The 14,536-nt window shown below is 59.7% G+C and carries 15 protein-coding genes; 10 read left to right on the top strand and 5 right to left on the bottom strand.

Annotation, left to right across the window (positions count from 1 at the left end; all coding sequences use genetic code 11):
• The first annotated feature begins 2 nt into the window (after window positions 1-2).
• Entirely contained in the window at window positions 3-749 is a 747-nt protein-coding gene (locus VNL17_07430) for a DUF1559 domain-containing protein (protein HXI83907.1), read from the top strand.
• Window positions 750-790: 41 nt separating this feature from the next.
• On the opposite strand, the gene glmM is transcribed toward VNL17_07430, so the two are convergent.
• From glmM to folP, 4 genes are read right to left on the bottom strand one after another with little or no spacing between them, the layout of a single operon-like run.
• A complete protein-coding gene (gene glmM / locus VNL17_07435; GenBank protein HXI83908.1) occupies window positions 791-2,170 on the bottom strand; it encodes a phosphoglucosamine mutase in 1,380 nt (459 codons plus the stop codon).
• 5 nt (window positions 2,171-2,175) lie between these two features.
• Window positions 2,176-2,865 carry a CdaR family protein gene (locus tag VNL17_07440; protein ID HXI83909.1) on the bottom strand — a complete coding sequence of 230 codons (690 nt, stop codon included), beginning with the start codon at window positions 2,863-2,865 and terminating at the stop codon, window positions 2,176-2,178.
• Entirely contained in the window at window positions 2,865-3,797 is a 933-nt protein-coding gene (gene cdaA, locus VNL17_07445) for a diadenylate cyclase CdaA (GenBank protein ID HXI83910.1), read from the bottom strand. The genes VNL17_07440 and cdaA overlap by 1 nt, the downstream gene beginning before the upstream one ends.
• A gap of 6 nt (window positions 3,798-3,803) precedes the next feature.
• Window positions 3,804-4,640, bottom strand: a complete 837-nt coding sequence (folP, locus tag VNL17_07450; protein ID HXI83911.1) for a dihydropteroate synthase — start codon at window positions 4,638-4,640, stop codon at window positions 3,804-3,806.
• 84 nt (window positions 4,641-4,724) lie between these two features.
• Here folP and VNL17_07455 point away from each other — a divergent pair, with 84 nt between their 5' ends.
• Entirely contained in the window at window positions 4,725-5,726 is a 1,002-nt protein-coding gene (locus tag VNL17_07455; GenBank protein ID HXI83912.1) for an MDR family oxidoreductase, read from the top strand.
• Between the two features lie 16 nt (window positions 5,727-5,742).
• Here the strand turns inward: VNL17_07455 and ftsH are convergent, their stop codons facing one another.
• A complete protein-coding gene (ftsH, locus tag VNL17_07460) occupies window positions 5,743-7,779 on the bottom strand; it encodes an ATP-dependent zinc metalloprotease FtsH (protein HXI83913.1) in 2,037 nt (678 codons plus the stop codon).
• A 143-nt stretch (window positions 7,780-7,922) separates the two neighbouring features.
• Here ftsH and VNL17_07465 point away from each other — a divergent pair, with 143 nt between their 5' ends.
• From VNL17_07465 to VNL17_07500, 8 genes are all read left to right on the top strand, one after another.
• Window positions 7,923-8,804: a histone deacetylase gene (locus tag VNL17_07465; GenBank protein ID HXI83914.1), complete on the top strand. Its 882-nt coding sequence runs from the start codon at window positions 7,923-7,925 to the stop codon at window positions 8,802-8,804.
• Between the two features lie 139 nt (window positions 8,805-8,943).
• Window positions 8,944-10,416 (top strand): glycosyltransferase family 39 protein, encoded by a 1,473-nt coding sequence (locus VNL17_07470; protein ID HXI83915.1) that lies wholly within the window; start codon window positions 8,944-8,946, stop codon window positions 10,414-10,416.
• A gap of 103 nt (window positions 10,417-10,519) precedes the next feature.
• Window positions 10,520-11,071 (top strand): STAS domain-containing protein, encoded by a 552-nt coding sequence (locus VNL17_07475; protein ID HXI83916.1) that lies wholly within the window; start codon window positions 10,520-10,522, stop codon window positions 11,069-11,071.
• 78 nt (window positions 11,072-11,149) lie between these two features.
• The gene (locus tag VNL17_07480; protein HXI83917.1) at window positions 11,150-11,500 is read left to right on the top strand and encodes an STAS domain-containing protein; all 351 of its coding nucleotides are present in this window, start codon (window positions 11,150-11,152) and stop codon (window positions 11,498-11,500) included.
• 22 nt (window positions 11,501-11,522) lie between these two features.
• Complete coding sequence (locus VNL17_07485) at window positions 11,523-12,002, top strand: ATP-binding protein (GenBank protein ID HXI83918.1); 480 nt, start codon at window positions 11,523-11,525, stop codon at window positions 12,000-12,002.
• Window positions 12,003-12,032: 30 nt separating this feature from the next.
• Window positions 12,033-12,650: a nucleotide exchange factor GrpE gene (grpE, locus tag VNL17_07490; protein HXI83919.1), complete on the top strand. Its 618-nt coding sequence runs from the start codon at window positions 12,033-12,035 to the stop codon at window positions 12,648-12,650.
• Entirely contained in the window at window positions 12,647-13,813 is a 1,167-nt protein-coding gene (gene dnaJ / locus VNL17_07495) for a molecular chaperone DnaJ (protein HXI83920.1), read from the top strand. Before grpE ends, dnaJ begins: the two co-directional genes overlap by 4 nt.
• Window positions 13,814-13,816: 3 nt before the next feature.
• Window positions 13,817-14,530: a 16S rRNA (uracil(1498)-N(3))-methyltransferase gene (locus VNL17_07500; GenBank protein HXI83921.1), complete on the top strand. Its 714-nt coding sequence runs from the start codon at window positions 13,817-13,819 to the stop codon at window positions 14,528-14,530.
• Window positions 14,531-14,536 lie beyond the last annotated feature (6 nt).

The raw sequence follows: 14,536 nt of genomic DNA on the forward strand, positions 1-14,536 counted from the left end.
ATATGAAGCGTCGAGGATTCACGCTGATCGAACTGCTGGTGGTCATCAGCATCGTGGGCCTGTTGGCGGCGATGCTGCTGCCCGCGCTCAAACAGGCGCGCGAATCAGCGCGCGCCTCTTCCTGCGCATCCAACCTCCGCCAGATGGGGTTGGCGACCCAGATGTACGTGGACGATTACGGAAGATACTTTACCTATTTCACCATGCAGGGGGCAAATCGGCTGTGGTATTTTGGCCTGGAGTCACCCTACAACTTCAACGGGCCACCGGGCTCGCGTCACATCGACCTGACAAAGGCGAAACTTTATCCGTACATCCAATCGCTGCATGGGGTCGAGGTCTGCCCCAGCTACAATTATCGCTCGCCGTTGTGGCGACAAAAGTTCGACCAGATCACGTACGGCTATGGTTTCAACATCTACGGCCTCACCACGAACAACGTCGGCAGAACCCAGTCCGACGTGCGCAATCCGTCACGCATCATCTGTTTCGCGGACACGGCACAGATCAACACGTTTCAAGCACCGGCGTCACTGGCTCACCCCATGTTGGAGGAATCTTATTTTGTCGAGTACTCGAACCTGGTGATCCCGACCACGCATTTTCGGCACAACGGCTTTGCCAACGTCCTGTTCTGCGACAGCCACGTCGAACCCATGGCCTTGGCTCCAGGAACGATCGACACCCACCTGCCGCAGGAAAAAATCGGCCGTCTCAACGCAAACGGGGATACGACTTTATTTTGGTAAAGGAACGCAAATCTCCACGCAAAGAACCGCCGCACGCTCGACTATGCGCCGATTCGCTCTTTGATCCGTCCCGCGATTTCGTCAGCGAACGATTTGATCTGGTTGTGGTCGGGGCCTTCAATGAGGAGGCGGGCTTTGGGTTCCGTGCCGGAGTAACGGAGCAGGACACGGCCCCGGCCGTTGAGTTTGCCTTCGACCTCTTTGACGAGCTGCATCACGTCAGGAAGCGTGTCCCACGCGGGCTTGTCTTTCACTCTCACGTTCACCACGACCTGCGGAAACTTGGTGCACACCTTGCGCAGTTCACTCAACGTCTTGCCGGTGTCCATCATAATGCGCAACACTTGCAGCGCGCTGACGATGCCGTCGCCGGTGGTGGTGAAGTCACGGAAGATCATGTGGCCGGATTGCTCGCCGCCGACGTTCAGGTCGTCCTGCAGCATCCGCTCGATAACGTAGCGGTCACCGACCTGTGTCCGCACGACCTCCCCGCCGGCCTGGTGAATCGCGTGGTCGAGTCCGAGATTGCTCATTACGGTGGCCACGAGTGTGTTCTTCTTGAGCGAGCCGCGCGCGAGCCAATCCAACGCCGTGATCGCCAGCACGTCGTCGCCGTCGACGAGATTGCCCGCTTCATCGCACAACTGGACTCGGTCGCCATCCCCGTCGTGCGAGAGGCCGATGTCGGCTCCGTGTTCGCGTATCGCGCGGCAAACCACATCCGGATAGGTGCTGCCGCATTCCTTGTTGATGTTCGTGCCGTCGGGAGTGTCGTTGAGCACGGTGACTTTCGCGCCCAACTCACGCAAGACGCACGGGGTGCTCTTGTACGTCGCGCCGTTGCCCGCGTCCACCACGACGCGCAGGCCCTCCAGCGTCATCCCTTTGGGAAAAGCCGCCTTCACAGACTCGACATACCGGCCGAGCGCGTCATCGATGCGCATGGCCTTGCCGATGGCATCGGCGGTCGGGCGAATCTTTTCGATCTTGCCGCTGAAAACCAAATCCTCGATCTCCTTCTCGATCGCGTCGTCGAGTTTGTAGCCATCATCACGAAAAAACTTGATACCGTTGTCTTCGTAAGGATTGTGAGAAGCGGTGAGCACGATCCCCGCGTCGGCGCGTAGCGAGCGCGTCGTGTAGGCGACGCCAGGGGTTGGCAGCGGACCGATGAGGAGCACGTCCACTCCCATCGAAAGGATGCCGGCGGAGACGGCGTTCTCCATCATATAGCCGCTCAGCCGCGTGTCCTTGCCGACAACGATCTTATGGCGGCCGTGCCCCTTGGCTACCGGAGTGCGCGTCTTGAAAACATGCGCTGCCGCGCGGCCGAGCTTCAGGGCCGTTTCCGAGGTGACCGGCTCGACGTTGGCCACGCCGCGGACCCCGTCGGTCCCGAACAACTTCTTGTCATTCCCCATAAATTTTACGGCCTTTGTTCTATACCCCGCCCCGGCGTGGTGTCAACCGAGCGCCCCACGCCAATCCGTACGTCCACCTCCACCCAATGCCGCTGCGCAAGCCGCTCGGGAAACGCCAGCGGTGTCAACTCAACGCGCTCGCGAAACGAGGTGTGCCGCCCTGTTACGTCGATGGGCAGGGTGGTGATATTGGCCATTCCGCTCAGGAGTGTCTTCGGTCCCCTCACTTTTACGGTCTCGGGCTGGGTAATCACGCGTTCGACGGACAAATTGGGAGGCAGTTCGCCGCCGAGTTGTGGCTGCACCGGCAGGTTGCGCTCAATCATTTCGTCAACGTTGACGGTCACTTCCGCCGGATCGACTTCCGTCACCTGCACGCGCGGAGGATGTCGGACCGAGGACGGTGAGAGCCGCATGGTGATTGATCCCAATTGGTTGGTCCGGGTCAAATCCACCACCGCGGACAAATCCTGCCGCGAGACTTGCCGCACGTCCTCGCGCGTGCCGCGCACGGTCACATTGACCGTCGCGGTGCTGGTGGCCAGCACGGTCAATCCCGTCTTCACCTTGACCTCCAACGGCACGCCGTTGATCGGGCGCCTGTCGCTGGTGATGCCCTTGACGAAAAACCACGCGCACGTCGCCAATACCAACGACGCCACTTTGAGACCCGCGTTATTGGAGATCCAGCCCATTAACGCCGTGCCTCCCCGTGCCGCTCTTCACTGTGCTCCGCTTCCGTCTCCGCGTGGTCACTGAATCCCTCAGCCGTAGTGTCGATCACTTCTCCGGTTCCCGACCGTGTCTCACGGACCGACAGACTGCTGAACACACGCCGTCCCAGTTCCGCCAGCCAGTTGCCGCGACGAGGAACGGAGATCAACGTCGTCGCCAGGAACGCCCGCAAACCGTCGGGATCGAGCCCCTGCACCAAATGGCCGCGGTGGGCGACGGAGATTTCGCCGGTCTCTTCGCTCACCACCACCACGACGGCATCCGAATCCTCGGTCAATCCCATCGCCGCACGGTGGCGCATCCCCGTACTCGCGCTCAACCCCTGCCTCTGTGTCAACGGGAACACGCACGCCGCCGCCACGATCTGATCGCCGCGCAAGACCACGCCACCGTCGTGCAAAGGCGTGTTTGGGAAGAAAATTGTCGTGAGCAACTCCGGGGTGGCCTTCGCGCCAATCGGCACCCCGGTATCGGAGACGCCCCGGAAACCAATTTCGCGTTCGACTGCCATCAGGCCACCGCAACGCTTCTGCGACAGTGAGCGCGCGGTTTCCACCAGGACGTCGATCATCTCTCCGCGTTGCTTGGGACTCGAGAACAATTGGCGGCTGCCGACCTCCGCGAGGGCCCGCCGCAACTCGGGCTGGAAGATGACCAACACAGCGATGGCGAGGAAGGTGAAAAAGCGGCCGAGAATCCAACTGATCACGTCCAACTCGAACAGTTGCGTCAGGCCCACAATGACGAGCAGGACGATGATAAAACCGGTGAGCACCGCTGCCCCGCGCGTCCCGCGGAACAGCAAAAACATATAGTAAATGAATGCCGCCAGCAGCGCGATCTCAAAGACCGGCTTCCAGTACGCGGCGATAAATTCTGGAATGGTTTCCATTGATTGTTATCGGGCCTGCTGCACAGCTTCCACCATTCGCACCACGTCAGACATCTCGGCCACGTCGTGCACACGCAGGATGCGTGCCCCGTGTGCCACGGCCCACGCGACGGTGGCGGCTGTTCCCCAAAGCCGGCCATTTGCCTCACGCGCCGGCCCGGCTCCGACCGGGACGAGCACCTTGCCAATGAATGACTTCCGCGATGTGCCCACCAGCACCGGACAGCCCAACGAGCTGAATTCCTCCAGGTGCGCGAGCAATCGCAAGTTATCCGCTACAGTTTTGCCGAAGCCGATACCGGGGTCAACGGCGATTTGTGTTTTTTTTAGCCCCTGCGCCTCGGCAAACGCGATTCGACCCGCCAGGAATGAGATTACTTCCGCGACCACGTCATCGTAACGCGGTTGTTGTTGCATCGTTTGCGGCGTCCCTTGCATGTGCATCAACACCAAGCCGGCCCCTGCGGTGCACACAGTTTCGGCCATCCGTGGATCGAACCGCAACGCGCTGACGTCGTTCACGATGCGCGCGCCCGCCACCAGTGCCTTCTCCGCAACCGCAGCTTTCGTTGTGTCCACGGAGATGACCAAATCCCGCAAACATTCGATCACCGGCAGGACACGGCCCAATTCCTCATCCGTGCTCACGGACGTGGCGCCCGGCCGCGTGCTTTCCCCGCCAACATCGATGATGTCGGCCCCCGCTTTGGCCATGTCACGGGCGTGCGCAACAGCGCGGTCAACATCGAGAAATTTCCCGCCGTCGGAAAACGAATCGGGGGTGACGTTCAGTACGCCCATGGTGAGCGCGCGCGAAGTGTCCCATTGAAATGTCGCCGCCACACACCCAGCTTACGCTACACGAAGACATACATAAACTGGAAAAACCTTGCCGGGCCGACGCGTCTTGTTAACGTGTGACGACACATGGCACTTCCCAACCCATTCAGAGCCGTGGTCCTCGAGAACTCAAACGGCACTGTCCGTGCCGTAGTTAAGGAACTCCCTGTCAATTCCCTGCCGGAAGGTGACGTTCTTGTTTCCGTTGCCTATTCGAGTTTGAACTACAAGGACGCGCTCGCTGTCACCAACCGCGGCAAGATAGTGCGTCGGTTCCCGATGGTACCGGGCGTTGATTTCTCCGGCGTTGTAGCGGAGGCAACAGCAGGGCCGTTCCAACCCGGCGATCCGGTCGTGCTCACCGGCTGGGGTGTGGGCGAGGAACATTGGGGCGGGTTCGCACAACTCGCGCGCGTGAAATCGGAGTGGCTGGTACCGTTGCATCAGGGATTGACATCAAAACAGGCCATGCAGATTGGCACCGCTGGCTTGACGGCAATGTTCTGCATCATGGCGCTGGAGGAACGTGGTGTGCGACCTGACAAGGGCGAGATCATTGTTACAGGTGCAACGGGAGGCGTGGGTTGTGTTGCGGTGGTGTTGCTGGCAAAACTCGGATACCGCGTTGTCGCCTCGACCGGCAAAGCCGACGCGCACGAGTTCCTGCAATCTCTTGGCGCACATGAGGTCATTGACCGTAGTGAGTTGGTCGCCCGGAGTGACAAGCCGCTGGAGCGGGGACGGTGGGCGGGAGCGGTGGATTCGGTCGGCGGGGAAACGCTCGCCGCATTGTTGCGACAGATGGACCGCGAGGGCTGCGTGACGGCGGTCGGCCTGGCGGGCGGCGCGGAACTTCATGCAACCGTTTACCCATTTATTTTGCGTGCGGTGAGCCTGGTTGGTATTTCTTCCGTGTACACAGCTACGGAACGCCGACGCGCAGCGTGGACACGGCTGGCGAGCGAATTACCAATGGAAACACTCGATCGTCTGACCCGGACAGCGCGACTGATCGACATGCCCGCGCTGTGTGAGCAGATGATCGACGGAAAACTTCGCGGTCGCGTGGTGATCGATGTGAACGCGTGAACCGACCGCGAAACGCTCAGGCATTTGCCGGCGACGGCCCAATGCCGGGCGCTGGGAAAGCTTCGGGCTTGGGCTCTCCCTTGGCCTTCTCAGGCTGGGGCGCTGCCGGGACGGACGCCGACAGTCCCGGAGGACGGGCGGGCGGGTTCTGGAGCTTGCCGGTATCAATGATTTCGGTGATCTCCGTCGCGTCCAGCGTCTCATATTCCAGCAACGCTTCGGCCAGGGCGATCAGCTTGTCCCTGTTGGACACGAGAATCTCCTTGGCACGGGCATAGGCCGCGTCGATGATCCGCCGCACTTCTTCATCGATGTCGCGAGCGGTTTGTTCGCTCACTTCGCGGCCCTTGAAAAGGTCGCGGCCCAGGAACATGTGCTCTTCGTGTTCGCTGACGTTGACCATACCGATCTTCTCGCTCATGCCCCATTCCGTGACCATCTTGCGGGCGATGTGCGTGGCCTGCTTGATGTCGCCCGAGGCACCGCTGGTGGAATCACCGAAGGTCAACTCCTCCGCAATGCGGCCACCCATGATACCGGCGACTTCATCGAGCAACTGCTTCTTGCTTTCGTGATATTTGTCCTTCAACGGCAACGAGAACGTGGCGCCCAGGTACATGCCGCGCGGAATGATGGTGACTTTGTGCAGCGGCTCGGTGAAGTCGAGCTTGAACATTACCAATGCGTGGCCGGCTTCGTGATAGGCTGTGACCTTCTTGTCTTTCTCGTCCATCACGCGGCTGCGTCGCTCACGACCCCAGCGCACCTTGTCGCGGGCTTCTTCGAGTTCTTCCATCCCGACGCCCTTCTTGTCATTGCGGGCAGCCAGCAGCGCCGCCTCGTTGATGAGGTTGGCAAGGTCGGCACCGGAGAAGCCGGGTGTCCCGCGGGCGATGACGGTAAAGTCAACGTCTTTGGAGAGCTTCACGGCGCGGGCGTGAACTTTCAAAATCTCTTCGCGACCCACGAGGTCGGGCATATCGATGACGATCTGGCGGTCAAAACGTCCCGGGCGCAGCAACGCCGAGTCCAGCACGTCAGGCCGGTTCGTGGCCGCAATGATGATGACGCCTTCCTGCGTGTCGAAACCGTCCATCTCGACGAGCAACGCATTGAGCGTCTGCTCGCGTTCATCGTGGCCGCCGCCGATGCCGCTAAATCGCGAGCGGCCGACCGCATCGATTTCATCGATGAAAATGAGGCAGGGCGCGTTCTTCTTGCCCTGCTCGAACATGTCGCGCACGCGGCTCGCGCCGACGCCGACGAACATTTCCACGAAGTCCGAGCCGCTAATGCTGAAAAACGGCACGTCGGCTTCTCCCGCGATGGCCTTTGCCAGGAGGGTTTTGCCCGTTCCCGGCGGGCCGACCATCAACACACCTTTCGGGATGCGACCACCGAGCCGCTGGAATTTCTTCGGGTCTTTAAGGAATTGGATGATCTCCTCGACCTCTTCCTTGGCCTCCGCCATGCCGGCGACTTCCTTAAAGGTGACTTTGTTCTTGTCGCGGCTCAGCATGCGGGCTCGTGACTTGCCGAAACTCATGGCCCCTTTACCGGCGAGCTTGATTTGGCGGATAAAAACAAAATAGATGACGGCGAAAATCAAGATGAGGGGCAACAATCCCGAACTCATAATCGCCATCCACCACTGGTTGGCCTCGGTGTACTCCAGCGAGATGTTGTGCGCCTTGAAAAACTTGTAGATCTCGTCGCTGTATTTGACTTTCGCCGCGAAATTGACGTCTTTCTGTTCAACGCCGTTCTTGGCCGGTACCGAATAGGTACCTTTGATGGTATCCAGCGAAGTCACGCCGAAAACGACGGTGACCTTTTTGCCGACGACGCCATCCTCGACCTTTTGCTCCAGTTGGCCTTCGGAGATTTCTTCGACGTTGTCCTGCTGGGATTGGCGCAACTTCCAGAACAGCGGCACCATAATCAGGACGACCACCCAAATGAGTATCACCCGGTAGGGAAACCGCGGATCGCGGTTGTCGCCAGGGCGTTTCAGTCGGGGCAACCGACCCTTTTTATTGTCGTTATCTTCCATTGTGATAAATCCACCCTAATTTACTTCACCGGAGGGCATCGCGCCACGGCAAAAAAGTTGGGTCAACCTAGCACACGCCTCCGGCCAATGCAACAGGATAGGTTTACGCGGGCGTGGCTTGCTGTTATGATACCAAGCCACGCATGGTTATTGTCCACTCCCCTCGCTGCCTCGATTATGCCGCGGCTGGCCATCCCGAAAGCCCGGAACGCGTCCGCTCCACTGTTGCCCAGCTACAGCGTGAATTTCACACGTGGATGTTGCCCACGCCGTGTTCCGACGAGGACATCCTGCGCGTCCACACCCGCGAACTCCTCGACGCCGTGCGTCTGGGCTCATTCACGGATGCGGACACTCCGTTCTTCCCGGAAATCCCCGAGATTGCGAAACTCTCGGCGGGCGCCGCCATTGGCGCCGTCGAACAAGCGCTCGCCGGCCGACCGGCATTTTCCGTGATGCGCCCGCCCGGTCACCACGCGGAACGCAACCGCGTGATGGGCTTCTGCTATTTCAATAACATCGCCATTGCGGTCGCCCGGGCGCTCCGCCTTTCACCCCACATACGGCACGTCGCCATCCTCGATTTCGACTGTCATCACGGGAACGGCACCGAAGATATTTTTCGCGGCGATGACCGGGTCATGTTTGTCTCCTTGCACCAATCCCCGTGCTATCCCGGCACCGGCCTCACCACCCAAGGCAATTGTCTCAATTATCCACTGCCGCCGGGCACCCGGCCCGCGCAATTTCTAGCGATATTGGACGAGGGCCTCAACCACATCCGTAATTTCCAGCCGGACTTGCTCGCGGTCTCCGCGGGATTCGATGCCTATAAAAATGATCCGATCACCAACATGGATTTGGAGATCGATACCTTCCGCGAAATCGGCCACCGCATCGCGGCGGTTACGCAACCGGCATCGAACGCGTCGACGCTGCCCTATTTTGCTGTACTGGAGGGCGGATACTCCCGCGATTTCGCGCGGTGCGTGGAGGCCTTCGTGAGCGGATGGGAGCGGCACTAAGATTCCGTCTCGACGCAGGCAAATCTGCTGTGCGAAAGTAGTGAAAGCTGCGGTGAATCTGACAATGTGCGTACCGACCGAAAATACCACAACCACACCGTGCCCGTCCGACAGAGGTCTGTGGCTGGCTGTCGTCTGCATGGTCGCCATACTGACCGTGTTGCGCTTCTCGCTCTGCGGCATCGTCGAATTGCTACCCGAAGAAACGTATTATTGGACCTATGCGCAACATCCGGCCTTTGGCTACTTTGACCATCCGCCGATGGTGGCCTGGATCATTACGGTCGGGACGACGCTGTTTGGCGATACCGCATTGGGCGTGCGCAGCGTGACGTTTCTGCTTTGGGTGGCGTCCGCCGGTTTGCTGTTTCTTACGGGCCGGATGTGGTTTGGGCGACGAACGGCACTGGCGGCGACGCTGTTTTTCACTCTGCTACCGATTTACGTCGGGATGGGCCTGATCGTGACTCCGGACGCGCCGCTCGTGTTCTTCTGGGTGGCGACGTTATATATGATGTCGAAGGCGTTACATACTGGCCGTGGCGGTTACTGGCTGCTGGCGGGCGTGACATTCGGCGGCGCGCTGCTCTCCAAGTACTACGCGCTCCTGCTCGCGCCGTCGTTGCTGTGGTTCCTGTTACTGTCACCCAACCACCGCCACTGGCTCCGTCGCCCACAACCATGGCTGGCATTGCCGATAGCGCTGGCAGTATTCAGTCCTGTAATCATATGGAATGCGCGGCACCATTGGGTTTCGTTCCTCTTTCAGTCCACGCGCACCGCGGGACCCCAGAAGAATACCCTGCGCAATATGTCCCTGTTCTGGCTTGTGCAGCTCGCCATGCTCACCCCGCCTTTCTTTGCGCTGTTCGCGGGCGCGGCGACGCGCGGAATCCGCCGTGGCTGGCTGCAGCGCGACGACCACTGGAATTTCGTCGCTTCGTTTTCACTGCCTCTCTTTTTCCTCTTCGCCGCCGCCAGTTTCAAGACGGAGATCCATGTGAACTGGACCGCCCCTGCGTTCCTGACGTTGGCGATCGGCGGGGCGTCGATTCTACTGGAAGGCCTCGGCTACGCGGATCCGACGCGGGCGAAACGCTGGCGCGCGGGCGCGTGGGGGACGATTGCGCTGTGTGCACTGGCCATTGTGCTTGGACATACGAGCCTTGCCTGGGGATTCCCCCGGTTCCTGGCGTACACACACGCGGGCGGCTGGCAGGCAACCGCGCAACAGGTGGACGCCATGCGCACACGGATTCGAAATGAAACCGGCAAGGAACCCTTTGTGCTGGGGATGGAAAAGTATGGCGCCCCGGAAGTAGGTTTCTACCTGCACCAGCCCGATGAATGCGTCAACGCGTACGCGTTGGGTGCGCCGGGGTTGGGCTACCGTTACTGGACGGACCTCGGGAAGTTCGAGGGCCGACCCGCCGTGGTTGTGTTTCCCAAACCCCCCGGCAATTTGCTGGGCCAACTTCGCCTGCATTTTGACCATGTGGGTGAACCAGAGCATTCACAGGTGCGGGCGGGCGGAACACGCCAGCGCCACATGTATCTCGTTAGCTGCACAGGGTACCATGCCAAGGAACAACCGTCTTCGAGTTCACGGTGAAGTTGACAGGGACCCCTGATGAACGGGCTGTGGTGGCGAAATCGCCCTTTCGTTTCTGCGCGTTTCGTTGTATCATTTACCGTGAAATTGCTGAGGTTGCATCATGGGTGAGTTGCCCAAAGGGATTTCTGTCGGCTGCGCGAACAATCGAGTCCACGCCCGCGTGGTGGGCCGTGGAACTTTCCAGAACAGCCAGCCGCTGCGCCAGTTCGCCGAGGAGAAGATCGACCAGGGGCAGGAAGAATTCGTTGTCGATCTCGGCGCCTGTCAAGGTATGGACAGCACCTTTCTGGGTATGTTGGCGGGTATTGGACTGCGGCTGCGGCAAAACGGCACGACAGCCTCCGTCCACATCGTGAACATCAACGCTCATAATATGGATCTGCTCCAGACGCTCGGACTGGATCGGCTGTTTCTTATCAATGCCGACGCACCCGCGTCTCTGTCCGAAGCCGAGTATCACCTGTTGCCTGACACCGACATCACGCAACTCGAACATCCGTTGGACAAGGGTGAGACTACCGATTTGGTGATCGAGGCTCACGACAACCTCGCTCGCGTCGACCCACGCAACACGCCAAAGTTCAAGGAGCTGGCCCGGTTTTTGCGCGAAGCCGTCGAGCGTCGCCACCCTAATGGTCTGGAGAAGAAGTAAACCCGCGTATATGCGAAACGAACAAGCCATCACCTCCAGCGGCGACATCCCTCTGGCAATCCGGAGGACGCGACGCATATGAGGGATTTCCGGATCGATCAAGAGTCTCGCGGCCCCGTGCATCTCGTCCGTCTGACCGGATCGCTGGACATGTATTCGTTCCCGCGACTCGAGTCCCAGCTCAATACCTTGTTTCAGCAAGGCCGGTATTCCCTGATTCTGGATTGCCGGGATCTCGATTATATCGGGAGCGCGGGCCTCGGCGCGCTCATCGGCTTTGCCAAACAGGCGCGCGAGCACAACGGCGATCTCCGCCTGCTCAGCGTGCCCGAACGCATTTATAAAATAATCGAGCTTCTCGGCTTTACGAAAGTTCTCCAGGTCCACCATACCGAGGACGATGCAGTCACCAGTTTTCAAGCGAAGTGAATCATAAATATTTTAAGGCCGCATGGAGTTACCCGAAAACATTCGTCACGAAGAATCAGCGGACAGGCTTTTTATCCAGACGCCGGGCCACGGCAGTTATCTCGCCTATATCCGCGCGATCGTCGGGGACCTCGCCCGCAAGGTCGGGTTTAACGAGGGCGAGGCCGCCAAGGTTGAAATGGCAGTTGACGAAGCGTGTTCCAACGTTGTCCGTCACGCCTATTCGTCGGGCAAGGAATGGTGCTGGCAGCAGCGCGACCCCGAAATCCGGCTCAGCATCCGCGTCGAGGACGGCCGCCTGGTCATTGAGATCAATGACCACGGCCAGCGCTTCGACTTCGCCAATTACCGGCACCCCAGTCTGGATGACTGCCTGCGGGAAATGAAACCCGGTGGCTACGGCATCTGGATCATGCGCAATTTCATGGACGAGGTGCAGTACGATTCCAGCAACCAGACCGGCAATACCCTGCGGATGGTCAAATACTTGAAAAAACCCTAGCTCTCCGCCATTGTAGTCCAGAAGTTTTTTATGAGCAAAAAAGACAAATACGCAAAACCTGCGCCGCCGGTGGACACGGATGAAAGTACGCCTGCGACAGATGACGAAACCACGACAGAGGTCCAGCCCGATTCCATTTCCGTGGAAGAATTGGAGGACTTGAAGACCAAAGCGGCGAAGGCCGACGAGAACTGGGACAAATATCTACGCGCCGTCGCCGACCTTGATAATTACCGCAAGCGGGTCGCCCGCGAAAAGGAGGAACTTGCCCGCTTCACCTCCGAACGCGTTGTCAGTGCACTATTACCCGCACTCGACAACCTCGAGAGGGCCATTGAAGCCGCACAGGCGCACGGCGCGGAAAACTCCTCCCTCCTGGAAGGCCTCACCCAGGTCTACAACCAATTTCGCCGGACGCTCATGGAGTTCGGCCTCCAGGAAATTATCACGGGCGCCGGCCAGCCTTTCGACCCGAACCTCCACGAAGCCGTCAGTCAGGTCGACTCTGCCGCACACGCGGAAGGCCACGTTATTGAGCAACTTCAGCGTGGCTACAAACTCGCCGACCGTCTGCTGCGTCCCGCGCGCGTCGTCGTTAGCAAAGGCTTGCCCGACCCGGCGGGTCCCGACCCTGAAATTTCCGAATGACCAAGCGCGATTATTACGAGGTGCTCGGGGTTGCGCGGGAGGCTTCGGACGAGGAACTCAAGAAGTCCTACCGCAAGCTTGCTCTCAAGTACCATCCCGACAAGAACCCGGGCAACAAGGAAGCCGAGGAGAAGTTCAAGGAACTTGGGGAGGCGTACGAAGCGCTGAGTGATCCGCAGAAACGCGCCGCATACGACCGTTTCGGTCACGCGGCCTTCGGCCCGGGCTCCGGCGCCGGGGCTGGTCGCGGTGGTGGAGGATTTCACGATCCGTTCGAGATATTTCGCGATGTCTTCGGAGGCGGAGCAGGCGGTGGCGGCATCTTTGATGATTTTATTGAGCAGGCGTTCGGCGGCGGTGGCCGCTCCTCGCGCGGCGGCGGACAGCGTGGTAACGACTTGCGTTACGATTTAGAGATAGAACTCGAAGATACGGTGCACGGCTTGGAAAAGGAAATCACCTTTACCAAGCTCGATACGTGTACGGAATGCCACGGGCGCGGCGCGGCAGAAGGTTCCAAGGCCGAAACCTGTCCGACGTGTCGCGGCCAGGGCCAGGTGGCGCATTCGCGCGGCTTCTTCACCGTAGCGTCCACTTGCCCGCGCTGCAACGGTACCGGCCAGATTGTGAAGAACCCATGCAAGCGTTGCGGCGGTGAAGGGCGGATGCAGAACCGCACGAAACTGAAAGTCCGCATACCGGCCGGCATCGAAGATGGCTCGCGTCTCCGCAGTTCGGGCCACGGCGAAGCCGGCGTGCGCGGTGGCGCGTCGGGAGACCTGTACGTCGTCGTCCACATCCGGCCGCACGACATTTTTTCACGCCATGGCGATGACCTGCTTTGCGAAGTCCCGATCAGTTTCCCAACAGCAGCCCTGGGCGGCGAAATCGAAGTCCCGACGCTCAACGGCGCTGCCCGTTTAAAAATTCCGCCCGGCACGCAGGGCGCGACCCTCTTTCGCCTGCGCGGCAAGGGTTTGCCTAATGTGCACGGTCGCGGTCACGGCGACCAGCACATCCGTGTCCTCGTCGAAGTCCCGTCCCGACTCTCCCGCGCCCAACGCGAAAAACTTGATGAGTTCGCCGCGCTCGCGAGCGAGGACTCTTACCCGCAGTTGAAATCGTTCCTCGACAAGGCCAAGCGCTTTTTCGGCGGCAAATAGTCCATGCACCGGTTTTTCCTTCCGAATCTGCAAACGACCGTCCTCGGAGCGGAGGAGGCGCATCACGCGTTGCATGTGTTGCGGCTGAAGACCGGTGATACGGTCAACGTGTTCGATGGTCGTGGGCATGAGGCGCAGGCCTCGATCTCGCAAATCTCCAATCAATCTGTGCAACTGAAGTTGCTCACGCAGTCCAACGCCACGCCGTTGCCCTGCCGCATCACGTTGGCACAGGCGATCCCGAAAAAGAGCATGGATCTGATCGTGCAGAAAGCAACGGAGTTGGGGGTGGCAACGATTGTGCCATTGGTATCAGAACGTTCGGTAGTGAAACTCGACGACGATTCCAAGAAAGTGGAGCGTTGGCGGGAAATCGCGCTCGAATCGTGCAAGCAATGCGGCAACAACTGGCTCCCGGAAATTCAATCGCCGCGCAAGGCGCATGATTTTCTCGTGGCATTGCCGCAGTACGATCTCAAACTCATTGGCTCATTGCAGCCCGACGCCAAACCGCTGAAGAAGATCCTTGGCGACTCCGCAAAGCCGTCGTCCCTCCTGATTCTTATTGGTCCCGAAGGTGACTTCACTCCCGCCGAATTAGGTCTGGCGAAATCCGCTGGCTGCCTGCCGCTTTCGCTTGGCCCGCTCGTGCTCCGCGCCGAAACCGCGGCGATTTACACCCTCAGCATCTTGCATCACGAGTTGCAGAATCGGTAAAAAAAC

It is taken from the genome of Verrucomicrobiia bacterium, from assembly GCA_035577545.1.
GTDB lineage: Bacteria > Verrucomicrobiota > Verrucomicrobiia > Palsa-1439 > Palsa-1439 > Palsa-1439.

Coding starts and splice junctions, on each gene's coding strand:
- dnaJ (HXI83920.1), top strand. CDS start 12,647: ATGACCAAGCGCGATTATTACGAGGTGCTCGGGGTTGCGCGGGAGGCT.
- VNL17_07470 (HXI83915.1), top strand. CDS start 8,944: ATGGTCGCCATACTGACCGTGTTGCGCTTCTCGCTCTGCGGCATCGTC.
- VNL17_07475 (HXI83916.1), top strand. CDS start 10,520: ATGGGTGAGTTGCCCAAAGGGATTTCTGTCGGCTGCGCGAACAATCGA.
- VNL17_07455 (HXI83912.1), top strand. CDS start 4,725: ATGGCACTTCCCAACCCATTCAGAGCCGTGGTCCTCGAGAACTCAAAC.
- grpE (HXI83919.1), top strand. CDS start 12,033: ATGAGCAAAAAAGACAAATACGCAAAACCTGCGCCGCCGGTGGACACG.
- VNL17_07465 (HXI83914.1), top strand. CDS start 7,923: ATGGTTATTGTCCACTCCCCTCGCTGCCTCGATTATGCCGCGGCTGGC.
- VNL17_07430 (HXI83907.1), top strand. CDS start 3: ATGAAGCGTCGAGGATTCACGCTGATCGAACTGCTGGTGGTCATCAGC.
- VNL17_07480 (HXI83917.1), top strand. CDS start 11,150: ATGAGGGATTTCCGGATCGATCAAGAGTCTCGCGGCCCCGTGCATCTC.
- VNL17_07485 (HXI83918.1), top strand. CDS start 11,523: ATGGAGTTACCCGAAAACATTCGTCACGAAGAATCAGCGGACAGGCTT.
- cdaA (HXI83910.1), bottom strand. CDS start 3,797: ATGGAAACCATTCCAGAATTTATCGCCGCGTACTGGAAGCCGGTCTTT.
- ftsH (HXI83913.1), bottom strand. CDS start 7,779: ATGGAAGATAACGACAATAAAAAGGGTCGGTTGCCCCGACTGAAACGC.
- VNL17_07500 (HXI83921.1), top strand. CDS start 13,817: ATGCACCGGTTTTTCCTTCCGAATCTGCAAACGACCGTCCTCGGAGCG.
- glmM (HXI83908.1), bottom strand. CDS start 2,170: ATGGGGAATGACAAGAAGTTGTTCGGGACCGACGGGGTCCGCGGCGTG.
- VNL17_07440 (HXI83909.1), bottom strand. CDS start 2,865: ATGGGCTGGATCTCCAATAACGCGGGTCTCAAAGTGGCGTCGTTGGTA.